General features: G+C 52.9%; 16 protein-coding genes. 11 read left to right on the plus strand and 5 right to left on the minus strand.

Annotation, left to right across the window (positions count from 1 at the left end):
• The first annotated feature begins 7 nt into the window (after positions 1 to 7).
• Together H7A81_RS13055 and H7A81_RS13060 are read left to right on the plus strand one after the other, a co-directional pair.
• Positions 8 to 2104: a RecQ family ATP-dependent DNA helicase gene (locus H7A81_RS13055; RefSeq protein ID WP_182057711.1), complete on the plus strand. Its 2097-nt coding sequence runs from the start codon at positions 8 to 10 to the stop codon at positions 2102 to 2104.
• A complete protein-coding gene (locus H7A81_RS13060) occupies positions 2104 to 3333 on the plus strand; it encodes a DNA-processing protein DprA (RefSeq protein ID WP_097118953.1) in 1230 nt (409 codons plus the stop codon). Before H7A81_RS13055 ends, H7A81_RS13060 begins: the two co-directional genes overlap by 1 nt.
• A gap of 55 nt (positions 3334 to 3388) precedes the next feature.
• Here H7A81_RS13060 and H7A81_RS13065 read toward each other — a convergent pair whose 3' ends face one another.
• Entirely contained in the window at positions 3389 to 3916 is a 528-nt protein-coding gene (locus H7A81_RS13065) for an isochorismatase family protein (protein WP_034826913.1), read from the minus strand.
• A 124-nt stretch (positions 3917 to 4040) separates the two neighbouring features.
• Between H7A81_RS13065 and H7A81_RS13070 the strand changes: the two genes are divergently transcribed.
• Both H7A81_RS13070 and H7A81_RS13075 read left to right on the plus strand, forming a co-directional pair.
• Positions 4041 to 4871 (plus strand): AraC family transcriptional regulator, encoded by an 831-nt coding sequence (locus H7A81_RS13070; protein WP_182057712.1) that lies wholly within the window; start codon positions 4041 to 4043, stop codon positions 4869 to 4871.
• A 72-nt stretch (positions 4872 to 4943) separates the two neighbouring features.
• A complete protein-coding gene (locus H7A81_RS13075) occupies positions 4944 to 5897 on the plus strand; it encodes a DMT family transporter (protein ID WP_058960082.1) in 954 nt (317 codons plus the stop codon).
• Positions 5898 to 6799: 902 nt separating this feature from the next.
• Here H7A81_RS13075 and H7A81_RS13080 read toward each other — a convergent pair.
• On the minus strand, positions 6800 to 7195 hold the full coding sequence (locus H7A81_RS13080) for a transposase (protein ID WP_097118957.1): 396 nt from the start codon (positions 7193 to 7195) through the stop codon (positions 6800 to 6802).
• A 527-nt stretch (positions 7196 to 7722) separates the two neighbouring features.
• Here H7A81_RS13080 and H7A81_RS13085 point away from each other — a divergent pair.
• Both H7A81_RS13085 and H7A81_RS13090 read left to right on the plus strand, forming a co-directional pair.
• The gene (locus tag H7A81_RS13085) at positions 7723 to 8979 is read left to right on the plus strand and encodes a polysaccharide biosynthesis C-terminal domain-containing protein (RefSeq protein WP_160868423.1); all 1257 of its coding nucleotides are present in this window, start codon (positions 7723 to 7725) and stop codon (positions 8977 to 8979) included.
• A gap of 8 nt (positions 8980 to 8987) precedes the next feature.
• Positions 8988 to 9938, plus strand: a complete 951-nt coding sequence (locus H7A81_RS13090) for an ATP-grasp fold amidoligase family protein (RefSeq protein WP_034826903.1) — start codon at positions 8988 to 8990, stop codon at positions 9936 to 9938.
• Between the two features lie 55 nt (positions 9939 to 9993).
• Here H7A81_RS13090 and H7A81_RS13095 read toward each other — a convergent pair whose 3' ends face one another.
• Together H7A81_RS13095 and soxS are read right to left on the minus strand one after the other, a co-directional pair.
• Entirely contained in the window at positions 9994 to 10275 is a 282-nt protein-coding gene (locus H7A81_RS13095) for a YjcB family protein (protein ID WP_034826901.1), read from the minus strand.
• A gap of 252 nt (positions 10276 to 10527) precedes the next feature.
• The gene (soxS, locus tag H7A81_RS13100) at positions 10528 to 10956 is read right to left on the minus strand and encodes a superoxide response transcriptional regulator SoxS (protein WP_034826899.1); all 429 of its coding nucleotides are present in this window, start codon (positions 10954 to 10956) and stop codon (positions 10528 to 10530) included.
• Positions 10957 to 11053: 97 nt separating this feature from the next.
• Between soxS and soxR the strand changes: the two genes are divergently transcribed.
• The 5 genes from soxR (at position 11054) to H7A81_RS13125 (ending at position 15974) form a co-directional block, all read left to right on the plus strand.
• Entirely contained in the window at positions 11054 to 11530 is a 477-nt protein-coding gene (gene soxR / locus H7A81_RS13105) for a redox-sensitive transcriptional activator SoxR (protein ID WP_034826898.1), read from the plus strand.
• 44 nt (positions 11531 to 11574) lie between these two features.
• Positions 11575 to 12237, plus strand: a complete 663-nt coding sequence (locus H7A81_RS13110; protein ID WP_182057713.1) for a glutathione S-transferase family protein — start codon at positions 11575 to 11577, stop codon at positions 12235 to 12237.
• A 158-nt stretch (positions 12238 to 12395) separates the two neighbouring features.
• Positions 12396 to 12683, plus strand: coding sequence for a hypothetical protein (locus tag H7A81_RS13115; RefSeq protein ID WP_182057714.1), 288 nt, complete (start codon positions 12396 to 12398; stop codon positions 12681 to 12683).
• 152 nt (positions 12684 to 12835) lie between these two features.
• The gene (locus H7A81_RS13120; RefSeq protein WP_182057715.1) at positions 12836 to 14185 is read left to right on the plus strand and encodes an NCS2 family permease; all 1350 of its coding nucleotides are present in this window, start codon (positions 12836 to 12838) and stop codon (positions 14183 to 14185) included.
• A 139-nt stretch (positions 14186 to 14324) separates the two neighbouring features.
• Positions 14325 to 15974 (plus strand): Na+/H+ antiporter, encoded by a 1650-nt coding sequence (locus H7A81_RS13125; protein WP_166933901.1) that lies wholly within the window; start codon positions 14325 to 14327, stop codon positions 15972 to 15974.
• Between the two features lie 30 nt (positions 15975 to 16004).
• On the opposite strand, the gene H7A81_RS13130 is transcribed toward H7A81_RS13125, so the two are convergent.
• On the minus strand, positions 16005 to 16338 hold a 334-nt coding region (locus tag H7A81_RS13130; protein ID WP_255478963.1), incomplete at its 5' end, for a LysR substrate-binding domain-containing protein.

Below are 16338 nucleotides of genomic sequence, written 5' to 3' on the forward strand. Positions count from 1 at the left end.
AGTGATAATGAAACAGCATCAGGCAGAAGTGTTATTAAAAACCGCACTGGCGGATGAGCAGGCTCAGTTTCGTCGTGGGCAGTGGGAAGCGATTGATGCTTTGGTCAATCATCGACAGAAATTATTGGTGGTGCAGCGCACTGGTTGGGGTAAAAGCTCCGTCTATTTTATCAGCGCCAAAATTTTTCGCGATTGCGGTATGGGTCCGACCATCATTGTTTCACCGCTACTGGCGCTGATGCGTAACCAAATTGAGTCGGCTCGTCGACTGGGTATTGTTGCTGAAACCCTCAATTCTTCGAACAGCAGTGACTGGTCTTCAGTGACACAACGGGTGCTGGACAATCAGGTCGATTGTTTACTCATCTCTCCAGAACGTTTCGCCAATGATCAATTCATCGAAACCGTACTGCAGCCGATTGCCAACCGTATCGCGCTCATGGTGATTGACGAGGCGCACTGTATCTCCGATTGGGGGCACGATTTCCGTCCTGACTATCGGCGCATTGTCAGCATCTTGCGGCAACTACCGGCGAATACGCCAGTGCTCGGCACCACCGCTACCGCCAATAATCGTGTCGTTGCAGATATACAGCAACAGATGGGCGACATCGTGATTCAGCGCGGTGAGCTGATTCGTAAAAGTCTGGCGCTGCAAACGCTCATTTTGCCGAATCAGGCCTCTCGCCTTGCCTGGCTGGCGCAGGTCATTCCCTCTCTTCCGGGAACCGGTATCGTCTATACGCTCACCGTGCGGGATGCCGAGCAGGTTGCGGCCTGGTTACGCACGCAGCACATTGATGCGCGCGCCTATCATGGCAGCGTTGAGGCCGCTGGTTTCGACAGCAGCAACGACTATCGTCAACACCTTGAGACCTTGCTGCTAACTAACCAATTGAAAGTTTTGGTGGCAACCACCGCACTGGGAATGGGATATGACAAACCTGATTTGAGCTTCGTGCTGCACTATCAGGCACCCGCTTCCATTGTTGCTTATTACCAACAGGTAGGGCGTGCGGGACGTGGCATCGACCATGCGGTTGGCGTGCTGATGTCAGGCGGTGAAGATCGCGATATTCACCAGTTTTTCCGGCAGTCTGCTTTTCCAGCAGAAACTCAGGTATATGATATTTTGCAAGTGCTGGAGGAGAGTGATGGGTTGTCGATTCGTGATATCGAACAGCAGACCAATCTGCGCCAGGGGCAAATTGAAAAAGTGCTGAAATTGCTCAGCGTTGAAAATCCTGCTCCGGTGATTAAGGTCAAATCCCAATGGCGGAGAACGCCGGTCGCTTATCTGCTGGATCGCGAACGTATCGTGCATCTGACGCAACAGCGCGAGCAAGAGTGGCAGGAGGTGCAGCGTTATATCTCACAGCGCGGTTGCCTGATGACGTTTCTGCGATTATCACTGGATGACACAGACCCCGTATCCTGTGGCAAATGTGCCAGCTGCCTCGGTCGACCTTTGATTGACCCGCAGGTGGATGCGACACTGGCTCATCAGGCAGCGACCTTTCTACAGCGCGCCGAAACGGTGATTTCGCCCAAAATTCAGGTGGCTGCTCAGGCATTTGAAGAGTACGGTTTTCGCGGCAATTTACCTGCCGCTCTGCGTGCGCAGGAAGGTCGGGTGCTTTCGCGCTGGGGAGATGCCGGATGGGGATCTCGCGTAGTGGCCGAGAAAGCAGCCGGTCATTTCAGTGATGAACTGGTTGCTGCCATAGTGGAAATGATTGAACAGCGCTGGCAGCCAGCACCTGCTCCACGGTGGGTTTGTTGCGTACCGTCGTTGCGTCAGCCTCAATTGGTAGCGGATTTTGCCCGCCGATTGGCACAGCGACTCGGCATACCCTTTGTCGATGCACTGCAGAAAGTGAAAGATAACCCTCGGCAACGTCTGCAGAATAATCGCTTCCATCAATGTCGTAATCTGGATGGTGCATTTGCCACCAGCGCTGACCTGCCTGCCACTGCCGTGTTACTGGTAGACGATATTGTCGATTCAGGCTGGACGATGGCAGTGACTGCAGCCCTGCTTCAGCAAGCGGGTAGCGGCATTGTCTATCCACTGGCGCTGGCAACCTCAACGGTGAAAGAGTGATGAATTTATCTCCTGTTGCACAGGCAACGCTTTTGTTAACCAGCGACTTCTCGCGCCAGAGTGAGGATGAGGTGAAGCCGCTAGGTAATGCTGAATGGGGACGATTCGCCCTGTGGCTGAAACAACAATCTGCAACACCCGCCGATCTGCTCGGCTCTGGTGCTGATGTCATGCTAGCCAGCTGGGTTGATTCTCATATCACGCGCGAGCGTATTGAAGCGCTACTGAGCCGTGGACATAGCCTGGCGTTAGCGATTGAACGCTGGCAGCGTGCGGGGTTGTGGGTGTTAACACGTTCTGACGCTGAATATCCAAGGCTGCTAAAGCAACAGCTGCGCACTGACGCGCCGCCGGTGCTGTTCGGCTGTGGTGATATCACTCTGTTGAATCACCCAGGCCTTGCGGTGGTTGGGTCAAGAAATGCCAGCGAGCGGGATTTAACGTTCAGTCGTCAGGTTGCGGCAAGAATTGTCTCTGCGAATATAAATCTGATTTCGGGTGGTGCACGAGGCATTGATGAAGCCGCGATGCTGGGCGCTTTGCAACATAACGGAGCCGTCATTGGTGTCCTCAGTGATAGTCTGCTCACCGCTGCGACCAGCGCCAAATGGCGTAAAGGTCTCATGGCAGGAAAGTTATTGCTGCTTTCGCCTTTCTATCCGGAAGCAGGCTTTACTGTGGGTCACGCGATGGCGCGCAATCGATATGTTTATTGCCTGGCGAAGAGTGCGTTGGTCGTACACGCGGGTCACAAGGGCGGTACGCTGGCTGGTGCGGAAGAGAATCTGCGCAAGAAATGGGTACCGTTGTGGGTTAAGCCGACCGACGATGTACAGGCCAGCAACGCCCAACTGGTCACACAGGGTGGGCAATGGTGCGCTGCTCACCCCGATGACATTGATGTTGCGCAATGGATGACGACTCACCGTCATCAGCCTTACCAGCAGGATGATCTATTGAGCGGCGCATGGCACACGATGCCCGACAAGATCGCGGATGCTAATGTGGCTCAGGAACCAGAAGGAATCTGGCATCCATCCGATTTTTACCTGATTTTTCAGGCGCAATTGCCTGCACTGGCCGCCTATCCGGTCACGATTGAAGATCTGGGCTTGCGAACCGGTCTGCATCAGATTCAGCTGACTGAATGGTTGCAGCGTGCGGAGCATGAGGGGCTGATTGAACAGCTGGCAGGATCAAACCGTTATCAATGGAAGCGTAAAATCTAGCTGCTGAATGCCGCCCATAATGTAAGCCGGACAATTCTGCCCGGCAAAGTGACTGCTAATGCGGTCGCCACTCCCGCAGCAATACCTCAGTATCACGCACTAACACCGGGTTGCCCGGCAGAATCAAATCCGCCCAGATTTCATTGTGCTGATTGATCTGCTGTTGTGCGGAAACGTAAGTCCGGTCAGCGGTGGTATGCGCATCGGCAGCAACGGTGATGTGATAGCCCAGGCTGGCACCCACTTTGATGGTGGTATCCACGCAGTAATCGGTCGCGCAGCCGCAAATCACAAAGCTTTCAATGCCATGCTGATCAAGCTGAGCCGCCAGGTCGGTTTGCCAAAAACTGTCACAGGCGGTTTTGTTAACGTAGATCGCGTTGGCGGGCTGATCCAATTCCGGCACGATTTGCCAGCCTTCGCTATTCACTTCCAGGCCTGGCTCAACGTGCTGGATAAAAATCACCTGATCGGCCGCTGCCGTCAGTTGATTGATGCGTTGACAACGCCCGTCACGATCGAAACGTGGCGAAGCCAGCACGCCGTTTTGCATATCCACTACCACGACAACCCGATTAGCCATCACTGCCTCCTTTATATAGTGGATGACAGTATCGCGATTGTTACGCATGCAGGTAAAGCAAATCTGTTTTGCATTTCAGCTCGCCGCCGCGCATGCTAATTAACCCGTTTTTAGGAGGTGTGACGTGAAGGTGGTTCCGGAAATCTTTCCTGATAAGTGCGATCAGGCGCAGTTCCAGCATTTTGCTGAACTGCCGGGTATCGAGCTGTATCAGGCGCACATCTCGCGTTACGCTTTTGAGCCGCATACCCATGAAGCCTTCGGTATCGGCACCATTGAATCGGGTGCACAGCGTTTTCGCTACCGCGGCACGCACTATACGGCACCGCAGCATTCACTGGTAATGATGAACCCTGATGAATTGCACACCGGGGAATCGGCCTGTGATGAGGGCTGGCGTTATCGCATGATCTATATTGATCCGCAGGAGATGGATCGGCTTACCGGCGATCGTCACTGGTGGTTTAGTGAAGCGCTGCGTACAGACGCCCGTCTGGCACAGCCGTTTTCCCAGCGACTGGCGCAGATGTGGCAGGCCACCAGCGCGCTGGAACGCGAGAGTCTGTTGCTGGAACTGCTGGAGCTATTACGCCCGCTGGCACATCAGGGAAAATCCCGACCCGAAGAGGGCGCCCATCGCTTTGATGCGGTAAAAGCCTATTTGCGTGAAAACCTGGCGGAGCCGGTTCGTCTTGATGAGCTGGCCGCCCTGGCGTCTTTGTCGCCGTGGCATTTTCTCCGCAGTTTTAAACACCACTTCCATGTCACGCCACATCAGATGCTGATGGCCTTTCGTCTGTTTGATGCCAAGCAACGTTTGGGGAGGGGAGAAAGTGCAGCTTCGGTGGCGGCCGCCGTTGGATTGACCGATCAGGCGCACCTCACGCGCGCTTTTGCCCATCGCTATGGCATCACACCAGGGCGTTATCAAAAGCAAGTTTTCCCCTCACGTTAACCGCAATCTGCTACAAGCCTTTATTATCCGGTTACGCCACACTGCGACGGAAAAGCGATAAAGGAAAAGAGAATGTTTGCAGGAATCGTGTTTGCACTTGCCGCAGGATTAATGTGGGGGCTCATTTTTGTGGGACCGCTGCTGATACCTGACTATCCGGGTACCTTACAATCGGCCGGACGCTACGTGGCTTTTGGGCTGGTGGTCTTGCCGCTGGCATGGCTGGATCGCCGCCGTCTGAAACAGCTGGCACGTAAAGATTGGCTGGAAGCGCTGAAATTGTCGCTGGTCGGTAATCTGCTCTATTACGCCTGCCTCGCCAGTGCTATCCAGCGCACCGGTGCGCCTATCTCGACCATGATAATTGGCACTTTGCCGGTGGTCATCACTGTGACGGCCAACCTCTGCTACGGCCATCTTGAAGGGCGACTTTCCTGGCGTAAACTCTTTCCGGCGCTACTGATTATTGCTGCTGGCCTGGGCTGCGTGAATGCCGCTGAGATGCAAATGCAGGGGCCAGAATTTGACTGGTCGCGCTATCTTACAGGGCTGTTACTGGCGATTTTAGCGGTCGCCTGTTGGACCTGGTATCCGCTGCGTAATGGCATCTGGCTGCGCGCGCATCCACAGCATAAAGCCGGTAGCTGGGCAACGGCACAAGGGTTGGTGACCTTACCGCTGGCGCTGGTGTTCTATTTATTCGTGTGCGGTCAGCTTTACTGGCAGCAGCCTGAGTTCGCTCTGCCATTTGGCCCACAGCCCACGCGTTTTCTCCTCATCATGCTGGCGATTGGGCTGATATGTTCATGGTTAGGCACGCTATGCTGGAATGCGGCCAGCCAGCGTGTGCCAACGGTCATCATGGGGCCGCTGATTGTGTTCGAAACGCTGGCGGGTCTGCTGTGGACCTTCCTCTGGCGACAGAGCTGGCCGCCGCTGCTCACTGGCATCGGTATTGGCTGTCTCATCGTTGGCGTAATCTATGCGATGCGTATTAAACCGCAGCCGAAAGTCAGTGCGCTTTAACATGAATTTCTGGCTGCTGAGTAGAGGGGCTCAGCAGCCCTTTCTTCAGTGTTTTTAGGAATTTGCCCCCTCTGTTTTGCGCTCCTCTTCGCCATTTATATCCTCAGTCACCACCGCGATATAACTTTCCCTCGCTTATCCTTGCCTGTTTTTACCCCACTTTGTCATAACCCATGTTGCATTCAGGGGGCAATCCGGTCACTCAAGTGGGTGGAAACGAGGTGATAACCCGCGGGGAAGGGTAAAAAAACCGGCGCCGGCAGGGTTAAAAAGGTGTTCTGTCTGCATTTTTACTGCGATTTGGCACTGAAAATCACCGCTTTAAGCCACCATTTTCTCAAGATGCTGCTCCGGTGTTGAGAAACATCCGCTGAATTTGCATGAAAAAATGATTAAACACAGCGATGAATTACCGGGCGATATTTCCAAAAAGTCGCCATTTTTTACTGTTATTGTTTAGGTGTGATAACGTTTCTAATCCGGAATAATCCTGGTGCGGTTATCAGCGTATTGCTCTGGCCAGATGGCAACCCGTGATCATCACCTAAAGTGATAGGTCCAATAAAAATAAGAGTCATTGTGTGAGCGATTACATGCCGTTGTTCATGACTGCTTAACAGATTTATCTGTATTCAGTCCTGATCATTAATATCAGTTAAGTAATAAAACGAAGCACCAATCTCACCGTAATGAGATTGGGCTGCGTCTAAAAGGCTTGAATAGCGAGACTTTTGCTGATGTGAATCAATTTTACCGCAAAAAAGGAAGCAAATCCGCGATGATATTCATCAGGAAAAAATGGTGCGAATTGTTATGTTACGAACGCCGAATTAAATGATCTTCATCTCTTCTGGTAAGAACAAATCTCAGCATTAAGTCAAATAACAACGGTCTTAATGGTGTTAACGATTATCGGAGCCTGAAGGATAGTGGTAAACACTGCGGCTAATATCCAGCAAACGACAGCTGCGACGCGTTCCAATGTCGAAGGTGGTTTGAAGGAAGTTAACGGCTTGCCGCTTCTCATTTGTAGTGAAGAAGTTTTTCAGCACGCTTTGCAGCATCTCTTTATCGGAACTCAACGACTGCAGTTCACGGGTAAGGTTTTGTAGTTGATCCTCCAACTCTTTGATTTTTCGTCCTTCTTCGGAAGAAAGCCCAGAGAACTTTTTCTTCCAGCTGTAGAAGGTGGCCTCGGAAATGCCAAGCTCTTCACAAATCTCCCTGACTTTCACTCCCGTTTCAGAAGCTTTAATGGCATTTGTGATTTGCTCTTCGCTATATCGTGACTTTCTCATAAATGCTCTTACCTTTCTTATCAATTAGTGGATGAGAATTACTGTATTAATATCTGGTACTGCAAAAAGAGTATTAATGCAGTATTAAAGTGCGCGATTAGAATTGCGAGGTTTAAATTAAGTTATTTAGAATAAATATCATCATGGGATAAATCTTATTTTATTCTGAATGCCATTGAACGCCTTCCTGGCTTTGGGTTTTTGATATAGATTCATTCCATCCCAAATGCAGAAAAATACTACAATCATTGGAAATACGGCATAACCTGTTTGTGAAAATCACAGGGTGTGCCAGTAAACCTTTGCTTCGAATTCAGGCTGAAATCGTTTACATCCGCAGAGTTTCGCACCAGATTTAATCGGAATTTTCCTGAATTCATTCAAAGAATCCTGACGGGAGTCTCATTTTTCGGACCAGTTTGGTTTGAAGTTATTAATTTAAGTCAGGCCCACTGAGCGCTTGTTAATTCATTTCAAGGACGTTGTACCGAAAGGCAGTTGCTGTAAGTAATACTAAGGATCAGTCGATGAAATTGAGCGTAATGTCTAATGCCGCCTGGATGATGTCTGAGAAGATCGTCTCGGTGTTTGGCGTCATATTTGTGACCTCCTACGTGGCGAAGTCATTTGGCCCGACCATATTCGGTCAGATGGCGTTTTCAACCTCGTTGTTCTCGATGGTACAGACCGTAGCGATTTTCGGTACCGAAACCATCCTGTTCAAACGCATCAGCAAGAGCGCGCCGAAAGGGCTGCGGTTGATGGCGGTGGCGCGCACCTTGCGGTTGGTCTTATTACTGCTGACCTCCATCCCGGTGTTGATTTGGGTGTGGTACAACATGCAGGAAAATTTCCTCGCATTTGCCCTGGCCTCGTTTATCTCTTCCGTATTTGTGACGCAGGATACGTTCAGCGTCTATAACAACGCGCGCCTGGCTTCCCGGCTTAACACGGTGGCTAACTCGGTCGGTCTGCTATTGGGCTTTATCCTGAGTTTCACCATTGCCTGGCTGCATCTCAATCCCTTGTGGCTGACGCTGTCGATTGTGCTGGTCACGCTGGTGCCGTACGTCATTAAACGGTCTAACTTTTACCGCGAAAACCAGGACATGGCGCCACCGCAGGAGAAGCGCAATACCTACCTGCGTTATCTGCTGTACGCCGGTTTACCGTTGGCAATTTCCAGCATCTTCATTTCCGTGCAGGTTAAGGCCGCCCAGATGTTTCTGGCGGGTATAGCCTCCGCTCGCGATCTCGGCCTGTTTGCTGCCGCCAATACCATTTCGGCGTCCTGGATATTCATTCCGGTTGCCATCATCACTTCCTGCTTCTCGGAGATCTTCCGGGAGCGCGGAGCAGCTGCCATCAAGCTCACTGCGCGGCTGAACGGCTATGTCATGGGTGTTTCATTGTTGTTGTTAGCGGTGATCGCGCTGTATGGCGAGCAAATCATCATCGCTTTGTATGGTCACGAGTACACACAGTCAGGGAGTCTCATTACGTTACTGTCGTTAGCAACCTGCTTTTCGGCAATGGGGACCGTAGCGTATCGCTACATGGTGAAAGAGGGCGGATTTAACTATCTGCTGAAGAAGATCATCTGCCTGATGGTGATCAGTCTGCCGCTGTCGTGGTGGCTGATCCAGGGCTACGGCATCATGGGTGCCGCCTGGAGCGTCTTCATCTCTGAACTTCTGTCCCTCACCGTAATGAATTACTTCTTCAATAACGGCGTCATTCAGAAGATTCAAGTTTCCTCACTCAACTACAAAACCTACAAATGAGGTCCGATATGCTCAAGTTGAAAGATGAACTCAGAAGAAGTGTCCAGTACTTCATCAAGAAGATGCCCTGGGCTTACCAGGACCGCATCTATTACTTTCATAAATTCCGCAAACTGCCCAATTTGCGTCAACCGAAAGTGTTTAATGAGAAGGTGCTGTACCGGAAATTCGTTTTTGGCGATTACCAAATCTATGGCCGCCTGTCGGATAAATATTCGGTGCGCGAATACATCGCCGAGAAAGTGGGCAGCGAATACCTGATCCCATTGGTGTATGAGACCAGCGACCCGCACTCGCTGCATACGCTGCCGAGTTGGAAGAACACGGTCATTAAGCCCAATCACGGCTCCAATATGGTGGAAATCCTGCTGGAAGAGCCGGATGCGCTGAAGAAGCAGAAAATTATCAGTGACTGCCATCGCTGGTTGAAGACCGACTTTGCCAATGAAGCGCGTGAGATTCACTATCGCTACATCAAGCCGCGTATCCTGGTGGAGCAGTACATTGGTGATGGCAAAACTGCGCCGATTGATTACAAGTTTCACATGTTCAACAAGCGTGACGGCAGCTTTGAATATGTGCTGCAGGTGATTTACAACCGATGTAACCCGTTACTGTCGATGAATTTTTATGTGAACAACCTCAATGAGGCGTACCACAAAATTCGCGATACCGGGCTGGATGTGAATCCACAAATGGCGCAGTTACAGCACGCATTAGCGCTGAGTAAAACCCTGGCGAGCGATTTTGATTATGTGCGTGTGGACTGGTATATCGATGGTGATCGGATTTACTTTGGCGAGCTGACGTTTACGCCAGGTGCCGGGTTAGTGACCGGGTTGGACCGTGGATTAAACCAGATGATGGGTGATATGTGGATTCAAGACCGCCGCGGTACGCAGATACCGGGTGTGACGGTGCCGGAAGTCGCTATTCCAGCCGTACTGAAGAAAATTTGAGTATCACACAGCAAAATAAAAAACCCCGCTTAGCGGGGTTTTTTATTGGCTGCGATTAAGGCATCGGCCAATCAGCAGGCGTCTGGCTCATCACTTCAACGAAGGCGTTTTTGGAGATTTCCATGAAGTTGTGCAGATTTTCCATGCTCAGGGTAATGCCGAGCAGGCCGGTAACGAACCAGCATGACATGCCTACACCAATACCGCCGCACATCAGTGCCATCACGTGGTGACTGTTCTGACGCAGTTTAATTTTCATGGTGCTGGCAAAGAACATCATGATGGCGCTGAGCAGCTCCCAACGCATGACGATTAAACTGGTGGTTAACGTAGCCATCTGCAAAAACCTCTTCAAATCAGTAATATCCCTGACATTGATTGGACATCACTGGCGGCAAAGAAGGAGGGTCAGGGAGGCCCTTCTGGCCGTCTTACGCGGGGGTAAATCTGTGACTTGGGTCACATTATATCACCCGATTTGAAAGTTTGAACAAAATTTATACCTGGTATGGTAGAAAGATTTTTATCGAAGCGGGGGAGATGGCAGAGGCAAAGCGGGAAGGTGCGCCCGTGAAGGGCGCGCAGAATGTCACTGAACCGGGCAGCACTCGCCGGTTGTGCGCTGGGCAAAGCTGTTCATGTTTTCACTGCAATCGAAACTCAGCAGACGCGGACGCTGAATCATCGCCTGACGGCGCATGGTGTGACGATAGGCGGTCGGCGTCTGGGAAAACTGACGGCGGAACACGCGCGAAAAAGTTTGCTGTGAATCGTAACCGTATTGCATCGCGATATCGAACACTGGACGCTGAGTCTGGCGTAACGCTTCAGCGGCCAGAGTCAGGCGGCGCTCACGAATATAGCCACCCAGCGTTTGTTTCGTCACGGTACGGAACATACGCTGCAGGTGCCATTTTGAGTAGCCGGATTTTGCTGCCACTTCGTCGATCGACAGGGCCTTATCCAGATTTTCATCGATCCAGTGTGTCAGTGAATGAATGATTTCCTGTTGCATCATAGCCTCATCCTTCTGAAAGGTTTATCGGGTTTGAAATTCGAAGTTTTGATGGGGTGCGAGTATAATTCCTCAAGTTAACTTGAGGTAAAGGCCCTAAATGAAAAAAGAACGCAATTACCCAAAACCGGTGTTAACGCCGGGTGAAGTGGCGAAACGTAGCGGCGTGGCCGTTTCCGCGCTGCACTTTTATGAAACCAAAGGTTTAATTTTCAGTTCGCGCAATGGCGGCAATCAACGGCGTTACAGCCGCGATGTGCTGCGCCGTGTGGCGATTATCAAGATTGCGCAGCGCATCGGTATTCCGCTGGCCACTGTCAGCGACAGTTTGATGCATGTACCAGCCAACAAGCGTATGTCGACGCAGGAGTGGGATGCGCTGACGCAGCACTGGCGTGAAGAGCTGGATAAGCGTATCGAAACCCTGACGCGCCTGCGCAACGATTTGGATGGGTGTATTGGCTGTGGCTGCTTATCGATGCGCGATTGTCCACTGCGCAATCCCGGTGACCGTCTGGCACAGCAAGGTTCGGGGGCGGTGTTACTCGATCCTGAGCAAGACGAGCACAAAGGTTAATCCGCTATACTTGCCGGGAGACTTTGACCGGCAAGGAAAACCGCATGATTACCGTTCACCATCTGGAAAATTCCCGTTCGCATCGCGTGTTGTGGCTGCTGGAAGAGCTGTCGGTGCCGTATCAAATTAAACGTTATCAGCGCGAGGACACGCTGCTGGCGCCAGAGTCATTAAAGAAAATTCACCCGTTGGGGAAGTCGCCGGTGATTACCGATGGCAATCGGGTGATCGCCGAGTCAGGGGCGATTCTGGCGTATCTGCAGCAGAAATATGACAGCGAGCATTTGTTCGCCATCACGGACGAGGATGAACAGATTCAGGCGCGTTACTGGCTGCATTACGCAGAAGGGTCGCTGATGCCATTGCTGGTGATGAAGCTGGTGTTTGGGCAACTCGGGAAGAAGCCGGTGCCGTGGATTTTACGTCCGGCAGGCGTGGCGTTGAGCAAAGGGATTCAGAAGGCCTGGTTGAACAAGCAGCTAAAACTGCACGGCGACGTGATTGAGCAGCATCTTAGCCAGCATCGTTATTTCGCCGGGTCACGGTTTAGCATCGCCGATGTGCAGATGAGTTTCCCGCTGCTGGCGTTGCAAGTGCGGGGATCGTTGAAAGAGATGCCGGCCACCGCACGCTGGCTGGAATCGATGCAGCAACGTGCTGCCTGGCAACGCGCGATTGAGCAGGGCGGGGCGATTACGTTTAGTTAGTTTGTCGCTGCAGTGCTGTGGGTTGGGTGCTGTGAGTTGGGTGCTATAGGTTGAGTGCTGTGGGTTAGTCGTTGTGGGTTGGGTGCTGTGGATTATCGCTGTGAGTTGATTGCCATGCCCATCAAAGGCCCGCCCGATCGCAAAGGAATAACGCATCCATGCAGATCGGCCGCGCCGTCCATGGCGCGGACGCTTTGCTCTTCGGGCTGGCCTTTGCTGGGCCTCAAGTTAATTATCGCTTCATGAGGCATCCACCTCTTACCATCGGTGCAGTTGGAGAGGAAAACTGTGCGATGAATGAAAAATATCGATATTTTCCAGCCAGTTCCGACCCCTTAAGTTTCGCCAAAAGCAGTGTAACCACATTGTTAACCCGCGCCAGTCTGCGCTTTATCCTGCCTGATAATCGATTAGTAGTTGAAAACCCCATAGCAAACGCCAGATAATCGTTTGCCTTTTTCCGTGTCCCCCTTTTACGACCTGGAATACGCGGCCACGTAAACGTTTGCCTCTTTTCTCTTTGAGAACCTTCACCAGGATGATGCGCAAACGCGGGCCGTGGGGCTCATTACATCTTAAAAAACGCAGAGGATTTACTATGTCTGGCGACTCACGCCCGGCCAGTGGAAAACTGGACGCCTGGTTCAACATCTCGGCACGCGGCAGCAGCGTGCGTCAGGAAATTTTGGCGGGGCTAACCACCTTTTTAGCCATGGTTTACTCCGTCATTGTCGTACCGGGTATGCTGGGTAAAGCCGGCTTCTCGCCGACTGCCGTGTTTGTAGCGACCTGCCTGGTCGCCAGCTTTGGTTCGATCATCATGGGATTGTGGGCCAACCTGCCCATGGCGATCGGCTGTGCGATTTCCCTGACCGCCTTCACCGCGTTTAGCCTGGTGCTGGGCCAGCACATTAGCGTCCCGGTTGCCCTTGGCGCGGTATTCCTGATGGGCTTGCTGTTCACGTTGATTTCGGTCACCGGGATTCGCGCCTGGATTTTGCGTAACCTGCCGATGGGCGTGGCGCACGGCACGGGAGTCGGTATTGGCTTGTTCCTGCTGCTGATTGCGGCCGATGGTATTGGCCTGGTTGTGAAGAACCCAGCGCCGGGCTTGCCGGTGGCACTCGGCCACTTCACCTCGTTCCCGGTGATTATGGCGCTGATCGGGCTGGCGGCCATCTTTGGTCTGGAAAAACGTCGTGTGCCAGGCGGAATTTTGCTGACCATCGTAGCGATTTCTGTGGTGGGTCTGATCTTTGATCCGGCTGTCACCTATCAGGGGCTATTCGCTATGCCGAGCCTGAAGGATGCCAACGGCCAATCCGCGATGTTTAGTCTCGATATCATGGGTGCGCTGCAACCGGTGGTGCTGCCAAGTGTGCTGGCGCTGGTGATGACCGCGGTATTTGATGCCACCGGCACCATTCGTGCAGTGGCGGGCCAGGCGAATCTGCTGGATAAAGACGGCCAGATCATTAACGGTGGCCGCGCGTTGACCACCGACTCCGTCAGCAGCCTGTTTGCCGGTTTAGTCGGTGCTTCGCCTGCGGCGGTGTATATCGAATCTGCAGCCGGAACGGCTGCGGGCGGTAAAACTGGCCTGACAGCGATTGTCGTCGGTCTGTTGTTCCTGTTGATTCTGTTTATGTCCCCGCTGGCCTATCTGGTTCCGGCCTACGCGACGGCGCCAGCGTTGATGTACGTTGGCCTGCTGATGCTGAGCAACGTGGCGAAGATTGACTTCAATGACTTTGTCGATGCGATGTCGGGTTTGGTCACCGCCGTGTTCATCGTCCTGACTTGCAACATCGTGACTGGCATCATGCTCGGCTTCGGCTCGTTGGTGATTGGCCGCCTCTTTGCGGGTGAATGGCGCAGGCTGAACGTGGGCACCGTGGTGATTGCTGTTGCCCTGGTGGTCTTCTACGCGGGTGGCTGGGCCATCTGACTTTTGAACGCGCTTATTTCCAGATAAGTCTCTTTCTGGTTCACGCCGCACGCAGGGTTGCCCCTTTGTGCGGCGTTTTGTTTTACACTTTCCTGCGCAACAACATCGCTTTAATGAAATTGATTCGCCTAAGGAAAGCATGGAAATCTTCTTTACTATTCTCATCATGACGCTGGTGGTGTCACTCTCCGGCGTGGCGGCGCGCATATTGCCGTTCCAAATTCCCCTGCCGTTGGTGCAGATTGCCGCTGGTGCATTGCTGGCCGTGCCAAGCTTTGGCCTGCATGTCGATTTTGACCCCGAACTGTTCCTCGTGCTGTTCATTCCGCCGCTGCTGTTTGCCGATGGCTGGAAAACGCCGATTAACGAATTCCTGCACCACGGACGCGAAATCATGGGCCTGGCACTGGTGCTGGTGCTGATTACCGTGGTCGGAATTGGTTATCTGATTTACTGGCTGGTGCCGGGTATTCCGCTGATCCCTGCCTTCGCGCTGGCTGCGGTGCTGTCACCTACCGATGCCGTGGCGCTCTCCGGCATTGTCGGGGAAGGGCGCATCCCGAAAAAGATCATGTCGATTGTGCAGGGCGAAGCCCTGATGAACGACGCATCCGGCCTGGTATCACTGAAGTTTGCGGTCGCGGTGGCGATGGGCACCATGGTGTTTACCTGGGGCGGCGCCAGCGTGGAGTTCCTCAAAGTGGCGGTCGGCGGTCTTGTCGCCGGTGTGGCGGTATGCTGGCTATATGGCCGCTCGCTGCGTCTGCTGAGCCGCTGGAGCGGTGACGATCCGGCGACGCAAACCGTGCTACTGCTGCTGCTGCCTTTCGCCTCTTATCTGATTGCTGAGCATCTGGGCGTTTCAGGTATCCTCGCGGCAGTTGCGGCGGGTATGACCATCACGCGCTCTGGCATTATCCGCCAGGCACCGCTGGCGATGCGTTTACGTGCGAATAGCGTATGGCAGATGCTGGAGTTTGTGTTTAACGGCATGGTGTTCCTGATGCTGGGCCTGCAACTGCCGGACATTCTGGAAACCTCCGTCGCGCAAGCCAATGCCGATCCGAACGTCGAGCTGTGGATGCTGTTCACCGATGTTGCCCTGGTGTATGTCGCCTTGATGATCGTGCGCTTTGGCTGGTTGTGGATGATGCAACGTGCCAGTTTGCGTTTCCTGAAGAAGAAGCCGCTGGAATTCTCAAACTACTCATTCCGTGAGTTGCTCATCGCCTCTTTTGCCGGTGTGCGTGGTGCCATTACATTGGCCGGTGTGCTGTCGATTCCGCTGTTTCTTAGCAATGGCGAACCGTTCCCGGCGCGCTATGAGCTGGTGTTTATTGCCACCGGCGTGATTCTGTTCTCGCTGTTTGTCGGGGTGATTCTGCTGCCGATATTGTTACGCGGTATGGAAAGTACCGATAAATCGGGACATCGCCGTGAAATCCAGCATGCGCGTGCGGCAATGGCCAATGTGGCGATTGAGAGCCTGCACAAAATGGAGCAGCGACTGGAAAACGATGCAGAAGAGAATATCGATCCGGAACTGTTGAAAGAGGTCAGTCTGCGTGTGATTGGCAATCTGCGCCGCCGCGTGGTGGGCAAAGATGAGGTCGATCAGGCGCTGTTTGCCGAAAACCTGGAGCGTCGTTTCCGCCTCAATGCCCTGCGTGCCGAGCGCGCCGAGGTTTACCATCTGCGCGCGACGCAGGAGATCTCCAACGAGACGATGCAGAAGCTGTTGCGCGATCTCGACCTGCTGGAAGCGTTGTTGATTGAGAAAGAGGAGTAAGCACAGCTCAACAGCTAGCATATAGCGCCGCTACACCGATAACCGTGGCGGCGCGTCCGGCCAATGCTCGCGGCAGCAATCTATCCACGCCTGCGCACTGCGCGACAGATAGCTGCCTTCTCGCCAGATCAAACCCAGACTCCACTGCAACTCCGATTCCAGTGGCAACCATAGCAGCGATTGCTTATCCAGCCGCTGGCAAATCGGCTCGGGTAAAATTGCCAGTCCCATTTCGGCTTGTACCATTGCTGCCAGGAAATCCCACTGCGCGCTGCGCACCGCAATCTCCGGCGTCAGCCCCTGACGCTGAAATGCCTTCATCAACTGACGATTAAGCGAGAACTCTTCATTCAGGATCAGCAGT

Source organism: Pantoea sp. ME81 (assembly GCF_903970985.1).
GTDB lineage: Bacteria > Pseudomonadota > Gammaproteobacteria > Enterobacterales > Enterobacteriaceae > Pantoea > Pantoea communis.

Coding starts and splice junctions, on each gene's coding strand:
- H7A81_RS13115 (WP_182057714.1), top strand. CDS start 12,396: ATGCAGATCGGCCGCGCCGTCCATGGCGCGGACGCTTTGCTCTTCGGG.
- soxS (WP_034826899.1), bottom strand. CDS start 10,956: ATGATGCAACAGGAAATCATTCATTCACTGACACACTGGATCGATGAA.
- H7A81_RS13075 (WP_058960082.1), top strand. CDS start 4,944: ATGTTTGCAGGAATCGTGTTTGCACTTGCCGCAGGATTAATGTGGGGG.
- H7A81_RS13085 (WP_160868423.1), top strand. CDS start 7,723: ATGAAATTGAGCGTAATGTCTAATGCCGCCTGGATGATGTCTGAGAAG.
- H7A81_RS13095 (WP_034826901.1), bottom strand. CDS start 10,275: ATGGCTACGTTAACCACCAGTTTAATCGTCATGCGTTGGGAGCTGCTC.
- H7A81_RS13080 (WP_097118957.1), bottom strand. CDS start 7,195: ATGAGAAAGTCACGATATAGCGAAGAGCAAATCACAAATGCCATTAAA.
- H7A81_RS13060 (WP_097118953.1), top strand. CDS start 2,104: ATGAATTTATCTCCTGTTGCACAGGCAACGCTTTTGTTAACCAGCGAC.
- H7A81_RS13090 (WP_034826903.1), top strand. CDS start 8,988: ATGCTCAAGTTGAAAGATGAACTCAGAAGAAGTGTCCAGTACTTCATC.
- H7A81_RS13065 (WP_034826913.1), bottom strand. CDS start 3,916: ATGGCTAATCGGGTTGTCGTGGTAGTGGATATGCAAAACGGCGTGCTG.
- H7A81_RS13120 (WP_182057715.1), top strand. CDS start 12,836: ATGTCTGGCGACTCACGCCCGGCCAGTGGAAAACTGGACGCCTGGTTC.
- H7A81_RS13055 (WP_182057711.1), top strand. CDS start 8: ATGAAACAGCATCAGGCAGAAGTGTTATTAAAAACCGCACTGGCGGAT.
- H7A81_RS13110 (WP_182057713.1), top strand. CDS start 11,575: ATGATTACCGTTCACCATCTGGAAAATTCCCGTTCGCATCGCGTGTTG.
- soxR (WP_034826898.1), top strand. CDS start 11,054: ATGAAAAAAGAACGCAATTACCCAAAACCGGTGTTAACGCCGGGTGAA.
- H7A81_RS13125 (WP_166933901.1), top strand. CDS start 14,325: ATGGAAATCTTCTTTACTATTCTCATCATGACGCTGGTGGTGTCACTC.